A 20,326-nucleotide genomic window follows, 5' to 3' on the forward strand; every position below is an offset into this window, starting at 1 on the left:
ATCGATGTTCACAAAATTTTTCAAAGAATTTTAAGGCAACTCAAAGAGGTAAAAGTGGATGGTAATGTGAGGATTAATTTAAGTTACGGTGTTTCGGAATATAAAGATTTTCAAAAGGATATAAACCTTGAATCATTAATAAAAGAAGCTGATAATAAGATGTATGAGATGAAAAAAGCTAAGAAATGAAATGTTTCCTTGACAGGTGAGAATATCAATGCTATAATATTTCAGGGTTGAATAAGAAACAAAAATCACGGAGAGGTGGCCGAGTGGCCGAAGGCGCTTGCCTGCTAAGCAAGTGTAGAGGTGACTCTACCGAGGGTTCGAATCCCTCCCTCTCCGCCATTTTTTATCAATTATTGTTATAAAGTGCCTGTAGCTCAATTGGATAGAGCGTTGGACTGCGGATCCGGAGGTTGCCGGTTCAAATCCGGCCAGGCACGCCAAATTATGCAAAATAAAATCGGTCTTCTTTTAGACCGATTTTTTACTTAAGCTTTTTGAACTTTTCCTGATTTTAAACATTTCGTACAAACATACATTCTTCTTACTGTACCTTCGTCTGTTACTACTCTTATCTTTTGAAGATTGGGCTTCCATACCCTTCTTGTTGTTACTTTTGATTTAGCAACGGTGTTTCCTGTTGCAGGACTTTTTCCGCAAATTTCACATTTTCTTGCCATCTATATTCCTCCTTAGCCTATACTTTTTTCTGTTTTTAGAAATTTTGAAATTTTATAACTATTTTATGAAGGCAAAAACAATTTTCCTTACTAAGAATTCTTGTATATTTCTCTGTAAATAAAGTACAAATCCATCTCGTTGTCACCAGAAACGTAAACTGGGAATTCTATTATAACACCTTTAGAATTGACTTTTACAATCTTACCAGTAAATACGGAAGGAGGAGTTACAATTATATTGTAACCATATTTTTCAAGATTAGTACCTATGGATCCAGAAACCATGTTGCCAAGTTCTCCTATTGCACTAATCGCCATATCATCAATCTCGTCTATTTTCATAATACCATCCATCATGTTATTAACTATATCCTTTGCTACATTCTCAGTAAAAGAATAAAGAATGTTCCCTTCAAGTTCACCGGTAAAACCAATATTAGTAACCACATCATAGTGTTTTTCAATTTCTTTAACGACATATGGCTTTTGCAATTGTATATCCATCTTTGTGATTATTTTAAAGGTGTTTTTGAGGGAGGCGAGTACTGAGTTTATTATATTAACGTCTATTTGAGAACACCTCCAGTTCTAAGACCATTTTGTTCCTTCAGGGGTATCTTTTATTTCTATGCCAATTTTGCTTAAGTTATCCCGTATATAGTCTGAAAGATTGTATAACTTTTCTTCTCTAAGAGCAGATCTTACGTTTAGAATGATTTCCATTAGTTGATTTAATTCTACATTGTTCTTCTGTATTTGTTCGTTAGTTTCAAAAACCCCCAGGACACTCCCGTAAATATTTCTTATTATATAATAATTATTTTTTATTGTTTCTTCATCACGTGAATTTAACGCTTTGTTTAAATCTCTTGATAATTCGAAAATTCTTGCCACAACTGATGGTGTATCAAAATCATTCGAAAGGCTACTAATGAGATACTCCTCTTGCTCTTTAAAATAATTCATTTTCTGAGGATAAGGGACTTTCCCGTTAAAGAAAGTTTCAGCCTCATTCAAAGATTCTTTAACTCTATTAACTGATACCTCTTGGTTACGAAGCAATTCTTCACTTACATCTATAGGTATACGATAGTGCTTGCTGAGTATAAAAATTTTTAAGACATCCGAATCAAACTTTTTCAAAAGGTCTCTTAAATACCAGACGTTCCCCAAAGATTTTGACATCTTATCTTGTGCCATACGAATCATTCCGTTGTGCATCCAGTATTTTGCAAAATCCTTACCACTTTTTGCTATAGCTTGGGCTCTTTCGTTCTCGTGATGAGGAAAGATGAGATCGTTACCTCCCGCATGAATATCGAAGGTTTCGCCTAATATTTCAGACGACATAACAGAACATTCTATGTGCCACCCTGGGCGACCTTTTCCCCATGGACTTTCCCAAAATGGTTCCCCTTCTTTTGAAGCCTTCCATAGGGCAAAGTCCAAAGGATTTTTTTTGTATTCGGAGACTTCTACCCTAACCCCTACTTTCATATCTTCAATCTTTCTGTGGGATAACTCTCCATATCTTGAAAATTTTCCCACTTCAAAGTAAACATCTCCATTTTCAGCCTTATAAGCATAGCCTTTTTCTTCAAGTTCCTTTATGTAAGAAATAATTTCATCAACATAGTTGGTAGTTTTTGGGTGGAAATTAAAAGCCCTAGCTTTAAGAGCCGTCATATCTCTCCAGTATTCAATTATATATCTTTTCCCTACCTCTTCGAAAGGTAAGTTCTCTTTTTTTGCTTGTTCGATGATCTTATCGTCTATATCAGTGAAGTTCTGTACTAATGTAACTTTGTAACCAATATATTCCAAAAAACGTCTAAAGGCATCGAATATTATAATAGGTCTTGCATTGCCAATGTGTAACAAGTTGTAGACTGTTGGTCCACAAAGATAAATCTTTATTTCGCCTTCTTTCACCGGTACTAAATCAACTACTTGTCCACTTAAAGTATCGTATATTTTAATTGTAGGAAATCTTTTCAAATCTCGATCACCCTTTGAAGTCTTTCCAAAACAGTATTCCTACCTAATAAAAATATCGTATTTATCAAATCGGGTCCATGAAATGAATCCGTTAAAATTTTTCTTAAAGACATGTAAAATGGTTTCTTTTGAGGATTGGCTTCGTTCATAGCATTCTTTAAATTCTCTGTTATAGTTTGTGTATCCCATCTGTCATCTTCATTGAAATACTTATAAATCAAGTTGATAGCTTCTTTTACTCCTCTTTTATCAAAGTATTCTTTAAATTCAGGATCGTTTGTATCTGGATAAACATCTTTTAAAAAAACTTCCATTTTTTCAGGTATTTCGCTCAATATTTCAACAGAAGAAAGAATAGTTTCTAAAGCTTTAATAACCCATTTTTTGTTTACTTCATATTGTTCTTTGCTTAGAAGTTTTGATCCAGTCACAAAAGGTTCTGCAAGTTGATAGATTTCTTCCAAAGGCTTATTTCTTAGATACTGCCCATTCATCCATTTTAATTTTTTCTCATCGAATATTGCAGGGCTTGAATTGACTCTATCCAAAGTAAAATTATCAATTATTTCAGAGAGAGGCAATATTTCCTTACCCTCAGGATGAGACCAACCAAGCAGTGCCAGATAATTGTCAACAGCTTCAGGCAAATATCCTTGAACCATAAACTCTTCGACAGAGGTAGCTCCATGTCTTTTGGATAATTTTTTGCCATCTGGTCCCAAGATCATTGAAACATGTGCAAATATTGGGGGTTCCACCTCAAAAGCCTCATAAATCGCCATTTGTCGCAAAGTATTTGGTAAATGATCGTCCCCCCTGATAACATGGGTGATTTTCATTTCGATATCGTCTACAACGACAGCAAAATTATATGTAGGTATACCATTACTTCTTAAAATTATAAAATCACCAATAGAACCTTTCTTAAAGATAACTTTACCCTTTATTTTATCATCGAGTTCATAATCTTTCTGAGGCATCTTCAAAAAAATAACGGGTTTTAACCCTTTGTAATTGTACTCTTCAATTCTTTCCTTTGTGTTGTACTTTGAAATCAAATCATAGGTATAATGTGGCGGTTTACCTTCGCTTATTAACTGGTTTTTTACTTCTTCTATTTCTTCTGGTGAGATATATGCCTCGTATGCTTTACCTTTTTCTATTAGTTCCTTTGCTCTTCGCTGATAGATTTCTAACCTTTCACTTTGGCGATAAGGTTCATAATCTCCGCCAATTATAGGTCCTTCATCCCAATTCAAATTCAACCATTTTAGAGTGTTTATAAGTTGATCTTCGGATTCTTTTGTTGAACGTTCTATGTCTGTATCTTCGATTCTTAAGATAAATTTTCCTTCATTTTTTTTGGAAAAGAGATAATTAAAAAGTGCCGTTCTAGCTCCACCAACGTGGAGATATCCTGTTGGACTTGGTGCAAACCTTGTTCTTACAGTGTTTAAGATCATTGTTTAGTCCTCCAAAATTTTTTGATTTTATTAAAGTAGCAAATATTTGTAGAAAGCACAAATACTTTTCGAATCGGTAATTTCGCCTTTTTTTATCATCTCTTTCATTTCATCTGTGGTTACTTTTAAGATTTCAACAAACTCGTCATCGTCAGGATTGACTCCTACTTCAGTTAATTCTTTTGCTAAATATAAATATATTTTTTCGTTTGAAAAACCCGGGGTTGTGTATATGTATCCTAATTCAATCCATTTATTTGCTTGCTTCCCTATTTCTTCTGCTAATTCCCTTTTACCGCATTCCAAAGGGTCCTCATTGGGGGAATCAAACTTTCCTGCAGGTATTTCTATTAATACTTTTCTTATTGGGAATCTGTATTGTTTAACAAGATAGATGTTCCCTTCATCATCTACCGGCAATATCGCTACTGCCCCCGGATGGTTGACAACTTCTCTGGTTGAAGTGTTTTTATTGGGCAATTCAACGTGGTATTTTTCTAGATCTAAGATTTTCCCTCTAAAGATCACTTCTTTTGATAATTCTTTTTCTATTAAATCCATTTTTAGTTAAACTCCTATATTTTGATTTTGGTGTTTTTAGAAACACAAAAACTTTATAATAGCGCCCTTTCACCCCGCTCCCCACCCTTCTAAGGAGGGACCTGCGGTCCCTAACCCCTTTAACATTAAGGGGGTTCCCCCTTAAAAACCCCAAATTCAAGGTCAAAATTATTTAAAAAAATGGTTTGCATACTGCAGCAAGCAGGGCTCCGCCCTGGAACCCATTTTAAAATCAAAATCTTATTTTTGAAAGATGCGCCCGCTTCCCAAGCATAAGGAAAAATAGAAGACTTAGTCTCAACTCCTACTAGCCTACTTTATGAAACGGATGTTTAGATCTTTCACAGATCTTTGGGGCTAAAGGCATTTGGTAGTAACTCACTTACCCTTGTTTTTTCTATTTTCCCCTTCGTATTTGCTAGATAAACGTCGAAATCTCCGAACTCAGCCATTACTTGCCTACATGCCCCACATGGTTTTACAGGTGCCTCTCCTTCTGCAACGACTAACATGGCTTTGAATTCACGTTTGCCCTTGGCAACAGCAGAAAATATTGCGTTCCTTTCGGCACATATAGATAACCCATAAGAAGCATTTTCTACGTTACAACCTGAAAATATTTCTCCATCATCTGATAACAAACATGCTCCAACCTTAAAATTAGAATAAGGGGCATATGCATTTTCTCTTGCTTTCATAGCTTCTTCATACAATTTTTCAACAATAGTTTTATCATTCATCTTTCTCTTTACCAGTCCCTTCTTGGTTTTCTGTTTGCATTTTTGGATGTACAGTTATTTTAACTTTATCTATCTTATTGATAGTTACGGAAACAATTTCGAATTCAATATTTTCAATATAATATATTTCTCCAGGTTTAGGAAATCTTTTGAACCTTTCAAGTAAAAATCCACCAATGGTTTCAAACTCAGTTTCTGGAAATTCTATGTCCAACTCTCTTTCAACGTCATTAATTGGTGTTGTGCCATCAACTAGTATAACATTTTCTGCTACTCTTATTATATTAGTTTCATCGCTGTAGTCATCGTACTCATCAAAAATTTCTCCGGTCATTTCTTCTATTATATCTTCTAAAGTAACTAATCCAGCGGTTCCTCCATATTCATCAACAACTATAGCCATATGTGTATGATTATTCAAAAACAGCCTAAAAACATCTCTTATTTTCATCGTTATGGGTACAAAGAATGGTTTATGCATAATTTCTACAACTCTTAATTTTTGCAGTTTGGTAAAATCTTTTACCTCATCGAGTTTTTTGAAAATATCTTTTGCGTAAACTATGCCAATTACATTGTCCAACGTTTCCTTGAAAACAGGAATCCTCGAGTACCCCTCTTCATTTATTATCTTTATCAACTCTTCCATGGTTTTTGTATCTTCAATCGCTAATATATCAACTCTTGGAGTCATAATTTCTTTGACAGATGTATCCTTCATCTCTAGACTTCTTTGCATCAGGTACTTTTCACTTTTCTCAATTACCCCTTCTTCATGCCCTATGTCCAAGTAAGAAATTATTTCGTCCTCTGTGATTAATGGTGGAGCATTGGTAATGGTCTCGCCACCAAACAGCTTAATAAAAACGTTTGTAATGTTTACAAGCAACCACACTACAGGTGTTAATAGTTGATTTAAAAAATAGATTGTAAAAAAGGCAAAATTAAAGTATTTCTCTCTATTTTCTCTTGCATATACCTTGGGTGTTATTTCTCCAAAAATCAATATCAATAGGGTCATTATAGCTGTTACTAAACCAATGGCACCACTATGAGAAGAGGGCATTAAACTAACTGCAAAAGCTGTCGCCGTAGATGTAGCTAAGATATTTACAAGGTTGTTCATTATAAGTATGGTTGTTAAATAATGATTCGGATTCTCAACAAAATGTTGGTATTTTTTCCTTTTTTTCTCATTTTTTTCTTCATCGATCAGTTCCCTTATCCTGTATCTCCCTATTGTAGTCAAAGCAGTTTCAGATCCTGAAAAAAAAGCAGACAAAGATAAAAGAACAACCAGTAATATTAATGAGCCCCACAAACCACCGGGGTCATCCACTTTCCATCATCTCCTTGTTAAGATATTTTTTTGAAACCATATCCTATAGCTTCACTATTTGGCAAAATAACCATGAAAGCACTGCTATCTCTTTCTTTTACAATGTTCTTAAGTAAACCTATCTCTGACCTGGAAATGGTTACCATTACAATATTTTTTTCTTGATTAGTGTAACTACCAACTCCTTTTAAAAAGGTGACTCCTCTATCTAATTTGTTATATATATCTTCTTTAATTTTATCATAATGATCGCTGATAACCAAAATCGTCCTTGTCGATTCAAATCCTTCTATCACCCCATCTATAGTCCTGGCAGTTACAAAAATTGCTATTATTCCATACATTGGTAATAAAGGACTGATTAATATGGAAGATGCGGTTATAACAGTATCAGCAATCATAAGACCCGTACCCACACTTAAAGAGAAATACTTGTTGAAAATCATTGCAATTATATCTGTTCCACCGGTAGTTGCACCTTTCCATATAACTAAACCCATGCCAAATCCAGCTATCAGGGCTCCGTAAAATGCAGCCAATAAGCTCATTTCTAGACCAGCGTTTCCTGTTTCTCTCATCAATGAAGGAATGAGTTGATCCCAGCCTAAACCATGTTGAAAAAAATCAGTGGAAAAGGAAAGCAAAGCAGCCGAATAAATGCTCTTTATTCCAAAACCTATTCCTAGTAACCAAAACCCTAAAAAGAACAAAATCAAATTATAAGCGAACATTTGTACCCCTACCCACCAACCAAAAAAATTGTTTAATATTATAGCCAATCCGCTAACCCCACCAGCAATAATATTGTAAGGGATCATGAAAAGAACTAGCCCTATAGCCGTTATCAAAGTACCGACCGTAATAATTATATAATCTTTGATAACTATTTTTTGATCAGAGATATTAAATTTCAATCTTCATACCCCCCAAGATGAATTATTCAACGTTTGTTTCTTCCAAAAGTTGACTAAGGATCTTCCGCTCTTTTCTCGATGGTTTGTTGATTTTTACGTTTATTTTGACATATAAATCTCCTCTTTTACCTCCACCAAATTCTGGAAGTCCCATATTTTTAAACCGTAAAATTGTCCCAGGGTTGGTTCCTTCTGGCAACTCTTCTTCTATATCTCCTTCTAACGTGGGAATTTTTACGGTTCCTCCCAAAACTGCTTTCAAATAATTTATTGTGATCTCTGTTTCTAAATCTGCTCCTTTTCTGATAAACCTTTCATGCGGAAGAACTCTTACTTGAACAATTAAATCACCATTTGGACCTCCGTTCTTACCTGCATTTCCTTTATCTCTTATTCTCATGGTATAGTTATCTGGAACTCCTGCAGGTATCGTAATTTCCATTCGTTCTTTTTTCAAAACTTTTCCGCTACCACCGCAGTAAGGGCATCTACGGTTGACTATTCTGCCTTCTCCGTTACACGTTGGACATGTATAAGTCCTTACAAAACTTCCAAAAAAACTTCTTTGTTCCTCTCTAATAACTCCTCTTCCGTTACACCTTGGACAAGTTTCAAAACTGGTGCCGTTTTCTGCCCCGGTACCATGACAGTGCTGACATACTTCGTACCTGTTGTATTCGACAATTTTCTTAACATCATAAATAATCTCTTCCAATTTTAAACTGATTACTACATTAATATCCTCTCCACGTTCTTTGACTACGTTTCTTCGCCTAGAGGAAGATCTACTACCGCTTCCTTCAGTACCAAAAATCATATCAAAAAAGTCCGAAACGGTGCCTCCACCAAAACCTTCTCCGAATATATCTCCAAAAATATCACCCATGCCACCGCCTGGATTACTTTGCCCTGTATAGGCGGTTCCTTCTTCTGGTACGAAGCCGAATCTATCGTACACTTTCCTTTTTTGTGGATCACTTAAAACTTCGTAAGCCTCCTGAATTTCTTTAAATTTGCGCTCTGCTTCTTCTTTATTTTCAATGTGTCTATCAGGATGCCATTCTTTGACTTTTTGTCTATAGGCTTTTTTTATTTCTTCCTGTGATGCGTTTCTATCTACTCCCAAGATTTTGTAATAATCTTTTCTTTCCGCCATAATTATTTGTCACCTTCTTTTGAGTCGATCCCTTCCGCAGTTTGTTCGTCAGAATCAACATTTTCGTCACAAGGGTTTTTCTTGTCTTCAACTTTTTCCTTGACCCCGTTGGGGGTGTTCTCCTTCGGTTTAACAGCCACTATAACCCTTGCTGGTTTTATTACTTCACCTTCCAATTTGTACCCGATGGATTGGACATCGTATATACAGTATTCACTCACTTCTTTTGTTTCAAACTTGTCAACAACATCATGTTCGAATGGATCAAATTGATCCCCTTTTTGTGGAACTATAAAATTCATTTTCAAGGAGTCAAAGACTTTCAACATATCTTTGTAAACCATCTCAACAGCAGAAACAAATTCAGGTTCATCTTTGTAATTCAAAGAAAGATTCAACTTTTCAAATGGGACGAGTAATTTTTCTATTATCATTTTTGTTGTGTTCAATTTTATCTGCTTTTTTTCTTTCTCCACTAAATTTTTGTAATCTTCAAATTTAGTTTTAAGATATATAGAATACTCTTTAAATTCATCTCTTTCTTTTTCTAGATTTTTCAACTCGTGTTTTAACTCATTATTTTCTTTTTCTAATTCTTCTAATTTCTCTTTCAACGATTCGATATCTTCCTGACTTAATCCTTTTTCTTTTATTTCTTGTTGTTCCTCTTGTTCTGTTATTTCTTCAGTTTTTTTTCTTTCTTCCATTTCAAAAAAACACCTCCTAAAAACTGATCATTACTATTTTTAAGTTTGCGCCCTTTCACCAACCGTTAAGGGGCAAGCCCCTTAAAAACCCCGAATTCAAAGTCAAAATCATTTAAAAACATCGTTTGTATACTACAACAAACTAAGTCTATAAACAAAATTATATACTAATTTCATAAATTTTTTGATATAATCTCTGAGAGTCTCGAAATATACTCTCTCAAAAAATAGTAATTTTTTTCATAATTACAGTATTTTTGAGTTATAAACAGCACCCTACCAAGGGGATCGGCATTTAATTTGTAAGTAGTGTAGAAAAATACCATTTTTTTTAGAGCTTTAGAGTTTAAATCTTCGCCAAACAATATTTCTATATCATCAGTGAAATCTAAAAGTTTAAATATTCCTTCTTTGATTGTATCATTTTCAACCATAGAAGCCAACGCTTCTATAGCTTCCAAGTCTGGGATAGATTGAGAGATGATTTTTTCCAAACCACTTATAATATATTTTTTTCTGTTGAACTCAGATGTTAGATGCCCTAAAATCTCAATAAAATTAGTCACCCTTAGATCTTCTGTTTCAAATTTTGGAGCTGAAAGAAACATGAAAAGTGAATGAAAAGACTTGCCAACAAGACCGTTATTCAAAATATTTTCCAATTCCTTTGAAGGTGGCAAACCATATATTTCAACCGTCCTGGATACAGCTAAGCCTAAATTTGTTAAAATAGTAATGACGTTATTTGTCTCCATTAAGGGAGTAACAGTCACCCTTGTTATATATACATACTTTGGATTAGGATATTCAAAAATCACCAAACCTTCCAAAGTATTGGATATTAGTTCACTCAAGCTTTGAAACATAAGATTTAAATCATAAAATTTGTACTTTTTTGGAATATCAATATGTGTATCCTCTTGGTTGTAGGCGTCTTTTATCATTTGAAAATAGATCTTCAAAGCGGAATCTGTAGGAATTCTTCCACCGCTTGAGTGTTGTTGATAAATGTATCCTAATTTTTGAAGTTTTTGCATATCGTTTCTGATAGTGGCGCTACTGGCTTTTATATTTGAGTTTTCCAAAACTTCGTCTGAGCTAACTGGTTTATCGTTTTTTAGGTATAATTCAACAATGGTTTTTAGAATTTCTTTTTGTCTATCGTGTAGCACCTTAGCCATTTTATCACTCCCGCATATTAAGTGCTAATAATATGATACCAGGTCTTATATACATTGTCAAATATATTAATTTACCACATTGTAACAACTAACATTTAGGAGGCTGTATTAATGAGAATCCCTTCAAACAAACTACTACAATTTTTAAACGGTAATATAAAAAAGAAAGTAATCAAAAATGAGATATTGAATATAGCAGATATCAAAGACAACAGTGAAAACGTTGAAAAAGACGATATTTTCATCGCTTTCAAAGGTTCCCGCTTCGATGGTCATGATTTTATTCTTTCAGCATTTGATAAAGGTGCTTCATTAATAATTGCTCAAGACGAAGAAAAAATTCCAACAAATGATTCTCTGCAATACATAATCGTAGAAGATATTAAAAAGGCTGCTGCCGATTTATCTCACAAATTATTCGATATCTCTCCAGATGATTTTAAAATACTTGGAGTAACCGGCACCAATGGCAAATCTACAACGGTATCTTTAGTTCATCACATCTTACAAAAATCAGATAAGGACTCGACGCTAATAAGTACCGTAGAAATTAAAATAAAAGACGAGGTAGTTAAGGAACCATACAACACCACTCCTAGTATTTTAGAGTTGTCCAAAATATTAAAAAACAGCAAAGAAAATAATATTGAATTTATTAACATGGAAGTATCGTCTCATGCGATCCATCAAAGAAGAATTGAAGGCGTTAAATTCGATATCATATCTTTCACAAACATCACAAGGGATCATTTGGACTATCATAAAGATTTTGAAGAATACAAAAGCATCAAGTTATCCCTGATGAACTATTTAAAAGATGAAGGAAAAATAGTAATAAATCTCGACAGATTGAACAAAGACGACTTCGTGAAAGGTGGAAAAGAAGTTATCACCTATGGATTTAAAAAAAACGCAGACTTTGTGATAGAAAATTACGAACAAACGCTTCAACAAATGAAATTCACGATCAAGACAAAGGAACACAAAAGTTATGAAATACGATCCCACTTGATTGGAAAGTTCAACGTTTACAATATAACAAATGCCTTTGTAATAGCAACCCTATTTGGGCTGGATCCTGAAAAAATCATCTACCCCATTTCTACATTTAAAGGTGTCTCTGGAAGGTTCCAAATCGTTCCCAACAGTCAATCGTTGGGATTTGTTGCGGTTATCGATTTTGCACACACTCCTGATGCACTTAACGAGGTATTAAAAACCGCTTCTTCAATAACTGAAGGAAGGATAATCACTGTATTTGGAGCCGGTGGAAACGCAGACCAAGGAAAACGAATGTTGATGGGACAGGTAGTAAGTGAGAATTCAGACGTTATAGTTCTCACCAACGATGATCCAAAAGATGAAGACCCCAACCAAATAATAGAAGATGTATCAAAAGGTATAGATAAAAATAAACATTTTATTGTGATACCTGATAGAGAAACCGCCATCGACACAGCCTTACGATTTGCCAACAAAGGGGACATGGTAATCATAGCGGGAAGAGGTCATGAAAAATACCAACTCTTCGCCCACGGAAAAAAGGTTGAGTTTAACGACTATGAAGTAACAAAAAAACTAATCAACAAAATAAAAAGGAGTTCGGGAAGGTAGTGTTGGAACGGTTAAAATATAAAAGCCATAATTTCCAAATTGATTCTCGAAAAGTCAATAAAGGTGATGTGTTTTTATGTTTAAAGGGCGAAAAAACGGATGGGCATCTTTTTATAAACGACGCGTTGAAAAACGGGGCGTCTTACGTAGTTGTTGAAAAAGATGTTGCTGGTTTTCCAACAGAAAAAATAATCAAAGTCAACAGTGTCCTAGAAGAAATGCTTATCTCTGCTTCAACACTAATCAATGAAAACGCTAAATTAAAGATCGGTATAACAGGGTCCACCGGCAAAACCACCACGAAAGAATGCTTGTACTATTTGTTGTTAACTTATTTCAAAACCTTTAGAAACGAGATGAACTTGAATACGGAGATAGGAATACCCTTATCGATTTTAAACAACTATAACAACGAAGAAACCGTCATACTAGAAGAGGGTCTTAGAAAAAAAGGAGATCTTGAATTTTTATCAAAATACTTTAAATTAGACGTTGCTATCATCACAAACGTAGGGGCTTCACATCTGGAATTTTTAGATTCTTTAGAAACGGTAGCTAAAGAAAAGATGAAAATAACAAGTAACATGGATAAAGGGGTTTTGATAATCAATGGAGACTACTCCATATTAAAAGAACTGGCACCGAAACATCTGAACCTACTTACCTTTGGAATCAAAGATGAAAACGATGCTGTTTTACAAAGCTTCGAGTACAATGAGAACCACACAACAACTGTTTACGCCAAAATTTTTAAAGAAGATTTCATGGTAACGCTGAACAATTATTGGAGCGAAGGTCAGATATTAGACTTACTTTCAGGGTTGTTGTTTTTGAGATTCATCGATTTACCAATCGACCCGTATTATTTATCACAAATCAACATCCCTCAAGACCGTTTTCAAACCATAAAACGTGGAAATCTTCTAATAGTGAACGACTCATACAACGCATCGTACGAATCTTTCAAAAGTGCTTTTAACAGCATAAGTAAGTTGAATCTTTCCCCTAAAATTATCATAATGGGAGAAATAAAAGAACTCGGAAAATACACCGAAGAATACCATATTAAAGTTATAAAAGAAGCCTTAAATGTCTTTGACCAAATTTATTTCTATGATCCACAAGAAAAATTCACTTATCTATCAAACGACAAAGTTACCTTCTTTAAAGAGCTAAAAAAAATTGATCAAATAATATCAAACACCACCAAAGGAGTGATCTATATAAAAGGATCTAACGCTACAGGAATAAACAAATATCTCAAGGAAAGTGACTTAATTTGGAAAGACTGATATTTTGTATCACGTTAATAACTTTTATTGTTTTACTTTTTCTCTACCCAATATTCATAAAATGGTTAAAAAAAAGACAATTTGGACAGTATATCAGAAAAGAAGGGCCGGATCTTCATAATTACAAGCAAGGAACCCCTACAATGGGGGGAATTTTATTCGTTTTCGCTATTTTTTTTCTAAGTATACTCACTTACTTCATCCAAAAAGAAGATTTGTTTCTGATAATTGGAGTAGCTACTTTACTTTTTGGATTCATAGGATTTTTAGATGACTATCTGAGTATAAAAAAGAAAGATTCAACTGGATTAACAGCCATTCAAAAATTGTTAATGCAATTCTTATTCTCTATACTCATAGTATATCTCATATCAATACTCAATCCCCATTCGATATTGAAAATACCTTTCACAACTAAAAGCTTAGACCTAAAATTTTTCTATCCACTGTGGGGAATAATATACCTAACAGGTATGTCCAACGCAACAAACTTAACTGACGGAATAGACGGGCTGTCAGCAGGAACTTATGCGATATCAGCACTATTCACCGCACTGATTACAGGTATGAATTTTAATCACATCTCCATATTGATTTTGCCAGTAATAGCGTACCTCTTTTACAATATAAAACCAGCAAAAATATTTATGGGAGACACCGGATCTTTAGCTTTAGGGGGGATATTAGGTTCTATAGCGTTATATTATTCCGTGGAACTTTTCACCATTTTAACCTGTTTTATATTTATTTCGGAGATGTTTAGCGTTATAATACAAGTGGGAAGTTTCAAAATACGAAAAAAAAGAGTCTTTTTAATGGCTCCAATTCATCATCATTTTGAACTTAAAAAATGGAGTGAAGAAAGAATCGTTCTAACGTTCTGGACTATAAACTTTTTAACTGGAATAGTCGCACTAGGAGGAGTTCTGTGAAGATATGCCTTGTAGGATACGGTAAGAGTAACACAGATTTACTAACGAAGCTTTTAGAAACGAACCATCAAATCTTTGTCAGCCAAGACAGAGATTTTAAAAAAAGCGATGAAATATACTTTAAGAAAAACAACGTTCAATATGAAACCGACCACAACGACCTTTTAAAAAACTGTGATTTGGCTATCGTAAGCCCAGGTATCCCCCCAAACAGTAAGGCTGCTAAAATAATATTTGAAAACAATATCGATTACACTACAGAATTAGAGTATTCATGGGAAAGTATAAAAAAAGTAAACCAAAAAGCTGTTTTTATTGGAATAACAGGAACCGATGGGAAATCAACCACCACCTCTTTAATAGGCCATATATTAAAATTCGCAGATCCTTTAACCTTTTTAGGGGGTAACATTGGAGTTCCCTTAGCTCAAGCAGCAGAAACTTTAAACTATTACGTAGTTGAAGTTAGTTCTTTTCAAATATTCTGGTCAAAAACGTTTACTCCTGAAATATCTGTATTAACGAACTTAGCACCCGATCATCTAAACTGGCATAAAGACTTGAATGATTATTACAAAACCAAAGCAAACTTATTGTTAAGAACCCTCAAATCAGGAGGAGTAACGGTTATCAACGAAGATGCTGTAAATCTTTTAAACCTAAAAGATTATCAAACAAGTGAAAGGATTATAACGTTTTCTAAAAACTTGATTGAAGGCAATTACATTAAATACAAAGATAAAAAGATACAAGTCAACAACAAAATGTTTGAACTTGACATCTTCAAAGAAGACATCTTGGCATCAGCAGTGACGACGTTAAATCTTGGGATCTCTAAAAAAGTTATCGAAGAAGCAATAAACTCATTTAAACCACTAAAGTATAGGTTGGAACTGATAAAAAGCAAAAACGGAGTCAATTATTACAACGATTCAAAAGCAACTAACGTTCACTCCGCATACAACGCTTATAAAAGTTTCAGAGGAATGCGTTATATAGCAATCCTAAGTGGAATCCCAAAAAATGAAGACTTAACACCATTAATCGAAGAACTTAAAACCTACGCCAAAGCCGTTTTAGTTTTTGGAGAAATGGAAAAAGAAGTCAAAAAATACCCCTTGAATTCTAAATTTATCTTCAAAAATAATTTAGAAGAAGTATTCTTGTACCTAAGTGAAATATGTGAAGTTGGAGACAATGTAGTATTTTCACCAGCGGGCGCAAGTTTTGATAAATATAAAAATTATGAAGAAAGAGGAGAACACTTTAATTCTTTAGTGAAAAAATCATAAATGGTCGGTCCCTCCTTAAAATGGCGGGCTGCGGGGCGAAGGGGCGCAAATGATGATCCTTTTCCTCACGGGTGGGGAGCGGGGTGGAAGGGCGCTAATAACGACAATAATTCCCCAATCTTGGAGGCAGTTAGATGAATAATGAAGAAGTAAAAATCGTCATCGAAAAATTAGTCTACGGTGGATACGGCATGGCACGTTATGCCGACAAAATCTACATGGTAAACAATGTTTACCCTGGAGAGTTTGTCTCAGTTATTCCAACAAGAACGAATAAAAATTTAGTATTCGCAGATCTAAAAGAAATTCTACAACCATCCCATCAAAGGATATCCTCCAAATGCAAGCACTTCCCCGAGTGTGGGGGTTGCCAATGGCTCGATTATGATTATAAATCCCAACTAAAATCAAAAACAGGGATAGTAAAAGAACAGTTAGAAAGAATCGGAAAGTTAGATAGCTCCCTTGTTAATGACATAATCGAAAGCGATTTGATTTGGGGTTACAGAAACAGAATGGAATATGCCTTTCAGAAAAATAATAAATTAAAATTAGGTTTAAATATCGCCAATTCAAATAATGTTCTTGATATCTACTCATGCCCAATCTCACCAAACTTATTCGATAACATAAGAAATAAATTCAGAGAACTAGTTAACAAATTGAATATCGAAATATACGACAAAAAGACAAAAAAAGGTATCTTGAAACACTTAGTCATTCGAAGATCATTTTCCAAAAATCAAACGATGGTAATTATAGTTACCAACACCGAATATTTGCCTTACGAAGAAGAGATAAAACAGTTTTTTCAACAGAATTTCCAGCCCTATTCACTGATACACTTGATGAACAGTTCCGATAGCGTTGTACTAAGAGGTCCTTACAAAACGCTTCTCGGTGAAGGAGTATTAAATGAGGAGTTTGATGATTTTAAATTTCAAATTCCACCAACTGCTTTTTTTCAAAACAACTACAATGTTACACAAAAGCTATTAAGGCACATATTAGAATATTTCAAAAACAACACACAAAAAGATGACACTATGTTAGACTTATACTCTGGTGTTGGACTATTTTCAATATACTTTTCACCGCTCTTTAAACATATAGAATCCGTTGAAACCTCCAAAGTTTCAGTAAAAGCGGCGATCTCAAATTCTCATATAAACTTTATTAAAAACGTTAATTTCATATTAGCAAGTTCAAAACCGTATCTCATGAAAAATTCCGATAAAAGATTTGACTATGTCATCTTGGATCCCCCAAGAAAAGGTTTGGAAAAGAAAGAGATCCAATTACTTTCTTCTATGGCAAAAAAGGGGATTATCTATGTATCCTGTGATCCTTCAACTTTTGCCAGAGATCTCAATATATTTACAAAAAATGGATTCACTCTAAAATCGGTTCAACCATTTGACATGTTTCCACACTCATACCACATCGAAAACGTTGGAATTTTAGAAAAAAACTGAGAGGAGGCTTTTATGGAATTTTCTGCTAAAATAGAATCAATTCAACCATCCGCAACTATCGAGTTAAACTCAAAGGCTTTAGAACTACAAAACAAAGGGTACGAAATAGTCAGGCTGACGGCTGGAGAACCTGATTTTGATACTCCTCAGCCTATAATAAACGCTGCTTACCAAGCCATGAAAGAAGGAAAAACCAAATACACCGACAACAAAGGAATAAAAGAACTCAGACAAAAGATAGCTCAATATATAAATAAAAAATACTCAACTAATTACAATGAGAACAATGTAATCGTAACTAATGGGGGAAAACAAGCTTTATTTAACTCACTCTTTTTGATAACAAACCCAGGCGATGAAATAATAGTAATTGACCCATCTTGGGTCAGTTACGACGCACAAATCAGAATGGTTGGTGGAATTCCCGTTCACGTTAAAACTACGAAAGAAAATAACTACACACCAGAAAAAAAACATCTAGAAAACGCTATAACCAAAAAAACAAAAGCTATTATAATTAATTCTCCCAACAACCCAACAGGTGTGGTTTACGATAAAGAGTTTTTGAGCTTTATCTCAAAACTCTCCATCAATCATGACTTTATAATCTTAAGTGATGAAGTATATGATGCCCTTGTTTATGACGGTAACTACACCTCTATGGCAAACTTTGAAGAATCAAGAGATAGAACAATATTTATAAACAGTTTCTCAAAAACTTGGTCAATGACAGGTTGGAGAGTGGGATATACGATTGCCAACGAAAAAATCATAACTCAGATGGCTAAGATTCAATCTCATTCAACTTCTAATGTGAACACACCCTCTCAATATGCTGCACTCAAAGCTTTAGAAATAGACAATTCTTACATGGTAAAAGAATTCAAAAAAAGAAGGGACTACTTGTACGAAGAATTCAAAAAACTCGGTTTAACTTTTCACAAACCAAAAGGTGCTTTCTATTATTTTATCGACATATCGAAGTATGGATTGAACGATAAAGAATTCTGTGAAAAATTACTCGAATATGGTTTGGCAGTAGTCCCAGGTTCGGCTTTCTTTTCTGACGGGCATATCAGACTCTCTTTTGCAGCCTCTATGAATGATTTGCAAAAGGCGGTCGAAATACTTAAAAAGTTCCTAACGGATTTGGAGACGGAAAACGTATGAAAATTGATTTATTAGTAGCTGAGATAGGAAGTACAACAACCGTGATCACAGCTTACCAACTCACGGAAAAGAGCGTTAAAATAATAGCTCAAACAGAAAGTTACACAACCATAGACAAAGGTGATGTAACCATTGGAATAGAAAAGGCACTAAAAAATATGGAAGAAAAAGTTAAAGATAAAATAAGTTGGGAAAAATTTTTAGCAACCTCTTCTGCTGCAGGTGGGCTAAGTATGACGGTCCATGGATTGGTGTACGATATGACAGTCAGGGCAGCGAAAGAAGCGGCATTAGGAGCTGGGGCTATTTTAAAATATATCACATCCGGCAAACTTAGAGAAACCCATTTGAAGCAAATTTTAAAGATTAAGCCAAAATTGATTCTCTTATCAGGTGGAGTCGATTACGGAGAAGAAGAAACCGTTCTTTACAACGCTGAATTACTCTCTAACTTGCCTTTAGACATCCCCATAATATACGCAGGAAACACTGCTGTAAAAGAAGAAATAGAAGAAATCTTCAAAGAAAAGAACAAAAATATAATAATAACAGAAAACGTCTACCCTAAAATAGATCACCTCAACGTTGAACCGGCAAGAAAAATAATCCAAGAGGTTTTCTCGAAACACATAATTCATGCCCCAGGTATGGAAAAAATCTATGATGTAGTGGATGAAGAAGTCATTCCTACCCCTGCGGCTGTTATGAACACCACTGAATTACTAAATGAACTGTATGGAGATGTTCTAACAGTTGACATTGGAGGAGCCACCACGGATATAGACTCCGTTACCGATGGCTCACCAGAAATTCAAAAGATTTTGGTGTCTCCACAACCCCGTTCCAAAAGAACAGTCGATGGAGACATGGGAATATACGTAAACGCACATAACGTTGTTGAAATGATAGGCAAAGAACAAATAAAAAAGGACTTTGAAAACTACGAAGAGATACTAAAAAATTTATCCCCTTATCCACAAAACAACGAACAAGAAAAATTTGCAACTTACTTGGCAAAGTTTTGTTTCGTAACTTCCCTAAAAAGACATGCTGGAAGAATTGATTACATCTTTACTCCCACCGGAAGAAAAAAGGCGGCTCAAGGAAAAGATTTAACCGCCGTAAAAATCATCTTTGGCACCGGAGGAATACTATCAAGGTCAAAATACAAAAAAGAAATATTCGAAAGCTTAAAGCAATTAAAAAATTCAGATGACCTATTACTTCCATCAAAAGAGGTAACCTTCGCCTACGACAAAAATTACATATTCGCTAACATAGGTGTTATCGCAAACCTCGACAAAGAAATAGCAAAGAAAATTCTACAAAATGATATAGAATGGGTATAGGATGGGGTTTAAGGGCGAAGCCCTCCCTTCTGCAGGGCGAGGGAACCGCAGATCCCTTCCTCAGATGGGTGATCTGCGGGGTGAAATGGCGCTAATAAAGACACTTTTCCTCACGGGTGGGGAGCGGGGTGGAAGGGCGCTAATTAATAAAGAGTAAGCTTAGCTTACAAAAAAGTTCACCTTTCAAAAATAAAATATTACTTTTAAAAAGGTTACAGGGCGGAGCCCTCTCCCCAAGTTGGTTATAAAGGACCGCAGGTCCTTCCTTAAATGGGTGGGGAGCGGGGTGGAAGGGCGCTAATAAAAACTAAGCTTAGTTTACAAAAAAGTTCATCTTTCAAAAATAAGATATCAATTTTAAAAGGGTTATAGGGCGAAGCCCTCTTCCCCTGTTGGTTGTAAAGGACCGCAGGTCCTTCCTTAAACGGGCGGGGTGGGGGGTAGGGCGCTAATAAAG

General features: G+C 34.8%; 19 protein-coding genes and 2 tRNA genes. 10 read left to right on the top strand and 11 right to left on the bottom strand.

Annotated elements, in window-relative coordinates:
• The 3 genes from X925_RS01335 to X925_RS01345 all read left to right on the top strand — a co-directional run.
• Window positions 1-189: diguanylate cyclase domain-containing protein (locus tag X925_RS01335; protein ID WP_158245381.1), on the top strand; the 189-nt coding region annotated here is incomplete at its 5' end.
• Between the two features lie 69 nt (window positions 190-258).
• Window positions 259-348 (top strand) — tRNA-Ser (locus X925_RS01340).
• A gap of 24 nt (window positions 349-372) precedes the next feature.
• Window positions 373-449, top strand: a tRNA-Arg gene (locus tag X925_RS01345).
• A 45-nt stretch (window positions 450-494) separates the two neighbouring features.
• On the opposite strand, the gene rpmB is transcribed toward X925_RS01345, so the two are convergent.
• From rpmB to X925_RS01400, 11 genes are all read right to left on the bottom strand, one after another.
• A complete protein-coding gene (rpmB, locus tag X925_RS01350) occupies window positions 495-686 on the bottom strand; it encodes a 50S ribosomal protein L28 (protein WP_012209619.1) in 192 nt (63 codons plus the stop codon).
• A 90-nt stretch (window positions 687-776) separates the two neighbouring features.
• Window positions 777-1,178, bottom strand: coding sequence for a chemotaxis protein CheX (locus X925_RS01355; RefSeq protein ID WP_158245242.1), 402 nt, complete (start codon window positions 1,176-1,178; stop codon window positions 777-779).
• Window positions 1,179-1,274: 96 nt separating this feature from the next.
• Window positions 1,275-2,666: a cysteine--tRNA ligase gene (gene cysS, locus X925_RS01360; protein ID WP_369973694.1), complete on the bottom strand. Its 1,392-nt coding sequence runs from the start codon at window positions 2,664-2,666 to the stop codon at window positions 1,275-1,277.
• 14 nt (window positions 2,667-2,680) lie between these two features.
• Window positions 2,681-4,147, bottom strand: a complete 1,467-nt coding sequence (gene gltX, locus X925_RS01365) for a glutamate--tRNA ligase (RefSeq protein WP_121958927.1) — start codon at window positions 4,145-4,147, stop codon at window positions 2,681-2,683.
• 30 nt (window positions 4,148-4,177) lie between these two features.
• Complete coding sequence (locus tag X925_RS01370; protein ID WP_012209615.1) at window positions 4,178-4,708, bottom strand: NUDIX domain-containing protein; 531 nt, start codon at window positions 4,706-4,708, stop codon at window positions 4,178-4,180.
• Window positions 4,709-5,049: 341 nt separating this feature from the next.
• Entirely contained in the window at window positions 5,050-5,448 is a 399-nt protein-coding gene (cdd, locus tag X925_RS01375) for a cytidine deaminase (RefSeq protein WP_012209614.1), read from the bottom strand.
• A complete protein-coding gene (locus X925_RS01380) occupies window positions 5,441-6,787 on the bottom strand; it encodes a hemolysin family protein (RefSeq protein ID WP_012209613.1) in 1,347 nt (448 codons plus the stop codon). The genes cdd and X925_RS01380 overlap by 8 nt, the downstream gene beginning before the upstream one ends.
• 17 nt (window positions 6,788-6,804) lie before the next feature.
• Window positions 6,805-7,701, bottom strand: a complete 897-nt coding sequence (locus tag X925_RS01385; protein ID WP_121958928.1) for a YitT family protein — start codon at window positions 7,699-7,701, stop codon at window positions 6,805-6,807.
• Between the two features lie 22 nt (window positions 7,702-7,723).
• Complete coding sequence (gene dnaJ, locus X925_RS01390) at window positions 7,724-8,860, bottom strand: molecular chaperone DnaJ (RefSeq protein WP_121515548.1); 1,137 nt, start codon at window positions 8,858-8,860, stop codon at window positions 7,724-7,726.
• A complete protein-coding gene (locus X925_RS01395) occupies window positions 8,860-9,564 on the bottom strand; it encodes a nucleotide exchange factor GrpE (RefSeq protein ID WP_121958929.1) in 705 nt (234 codons plus the stop codon). The genes dnaJ and X925_RS01395 overlap by 1 nt, the downstream gene beginning before the upstream one ends.
• 173 nt (window positions 9,565-9,737) lie before the next feature.
• Entirely contained in the window at window positions 9,738-10,745 is a 1,008-nt protein-coding gene (locus X925_RS01400) for a heat-inducible transcriptional repressor HrcA (RefSeq protein WP_012209609.1), read from the bottom strand.
• Between the two features lie 111 nt (window positions 10,746-10,856).
• Between X925_RS01400 and X925_RS01405 the strand changes: the two genes are divergently transcribed.
• The 7 genes from X925_RS01405 to X925_RS01435 all read left to right on the top strand — a co-directional run bounded on the left by X925_RS01405 (window position 10,857) and on the right by X925_RS01435 (window position 19,869).
• Window positions 10,857-12,359 carry a UDP-N-acetylmuramoyl-L-alanyl-D-glutamate--2,6-diaminopimelate ligase gene (locus X925_RS01405; RefSeq protein WP_121958930.1) on the top strand — a complete coding sequence of 501 codons (1,503 nt, stop codon included), beginning with the start codon at window positions 10,857-10,859 and terminating at the stop codon, window positions 12,357-12,359.
• Window positions 12,359-13,651: a UDP-N-acetylmuramoyl-tripeptide--D-alanyl-D-alanine ligase gene (murF, locus tag X925_RS01410; protein ID WP_121958931.1), complete on the top strand. Its 1,293-nt coding sequence runs from the start codon at window positions 12,359-12,361 to the stop codon at window positions 13,649-13,651. Before X925_RS01405 ends, murF begins: the two co-directional genes overlap by 1 nt.
• Window positions 13,639-14,583, top strand: coding sequence for a phospho-N-acetylmuramoyl-pentapeptide-transferase (gene mraY, locus X925_RS01415; protein ID WP_121958932.1), 945 nt, complete (start codon window positions 13,639-13,641; stop codon window positions 14,581-14,583). Before murF ends, mraY begins: the two co-directional genes overlap by 13 nt.
• Complete coding sequence (gene murD, locus X925_RS01420; protein WP_158245382.1) at window positions 14,580-15,875, top strand: UDP-N-acetylmuramoyl-L-alanine--D-glutamate ligase; 1,296 nt, start codon at window positions 14,580-14,582, stop codon at window positions 15,873-15,875. Before mraY ends, murD begins: the two co-directional genes overlap by 4 nt.
• Before the next feature lie 134 nt (window positions 15,876-16,009).
• Window positions 16,010-17,350 carry a 23S rRNA (uracil(1939)-C(5))-methyltransferase RlmD gene (gene rlmD / locus X925_RS01425; RefSeq protein WP_121958934.1) on the top strand — a complete coding sequence of 447 codons (1,341 nt, stop codon included), beginning with the start codon at window positions 16,010-16,012 and terminating at the stop codon, window positions 17,348-17,350.
• Between the two features lie 12 nt (window positions 17,351-17,362).
• Window positions 17,363-18,520 (top strand): aspartate aminotransferase, encoded by a 1,158-nt coding sequence (gene aspC / locus X925_RS01430; RefSeq protein WP_121958935.1) that lies wholly within the window; start codon window positions 17,363-17,365, stop codon window positions 18,518-18,520.
• Window positions 18,517-19,869 (top strand): GlmL-related ornithine degradation protein, encoded by a 1,353-nt coding sequence (locus X925_RS01435; protein WP_121958936.1) that lies wholly within the window; start codon window positions 18,517-18,519, stop codon window positions 19,867-19,869. Before aspC ends, X925_RS01435 begins: the two co-directional genes overlap by 4 nt.
• The last annotated feature ends 457 nt before the right edge of the window (window positions 19,870-20,326 follow it).

The sequence above is a fragment of the Petrotoga sp. 9T1HF07.CasAA.8.2 genome (assembly GCF_002895585.1).
Classification (GTDB): Bacteria; Thermotogota; Thermotogae; order Petrotogales; family Petrotogaceae; genus Petrotoga; species Petrotoga mobilis.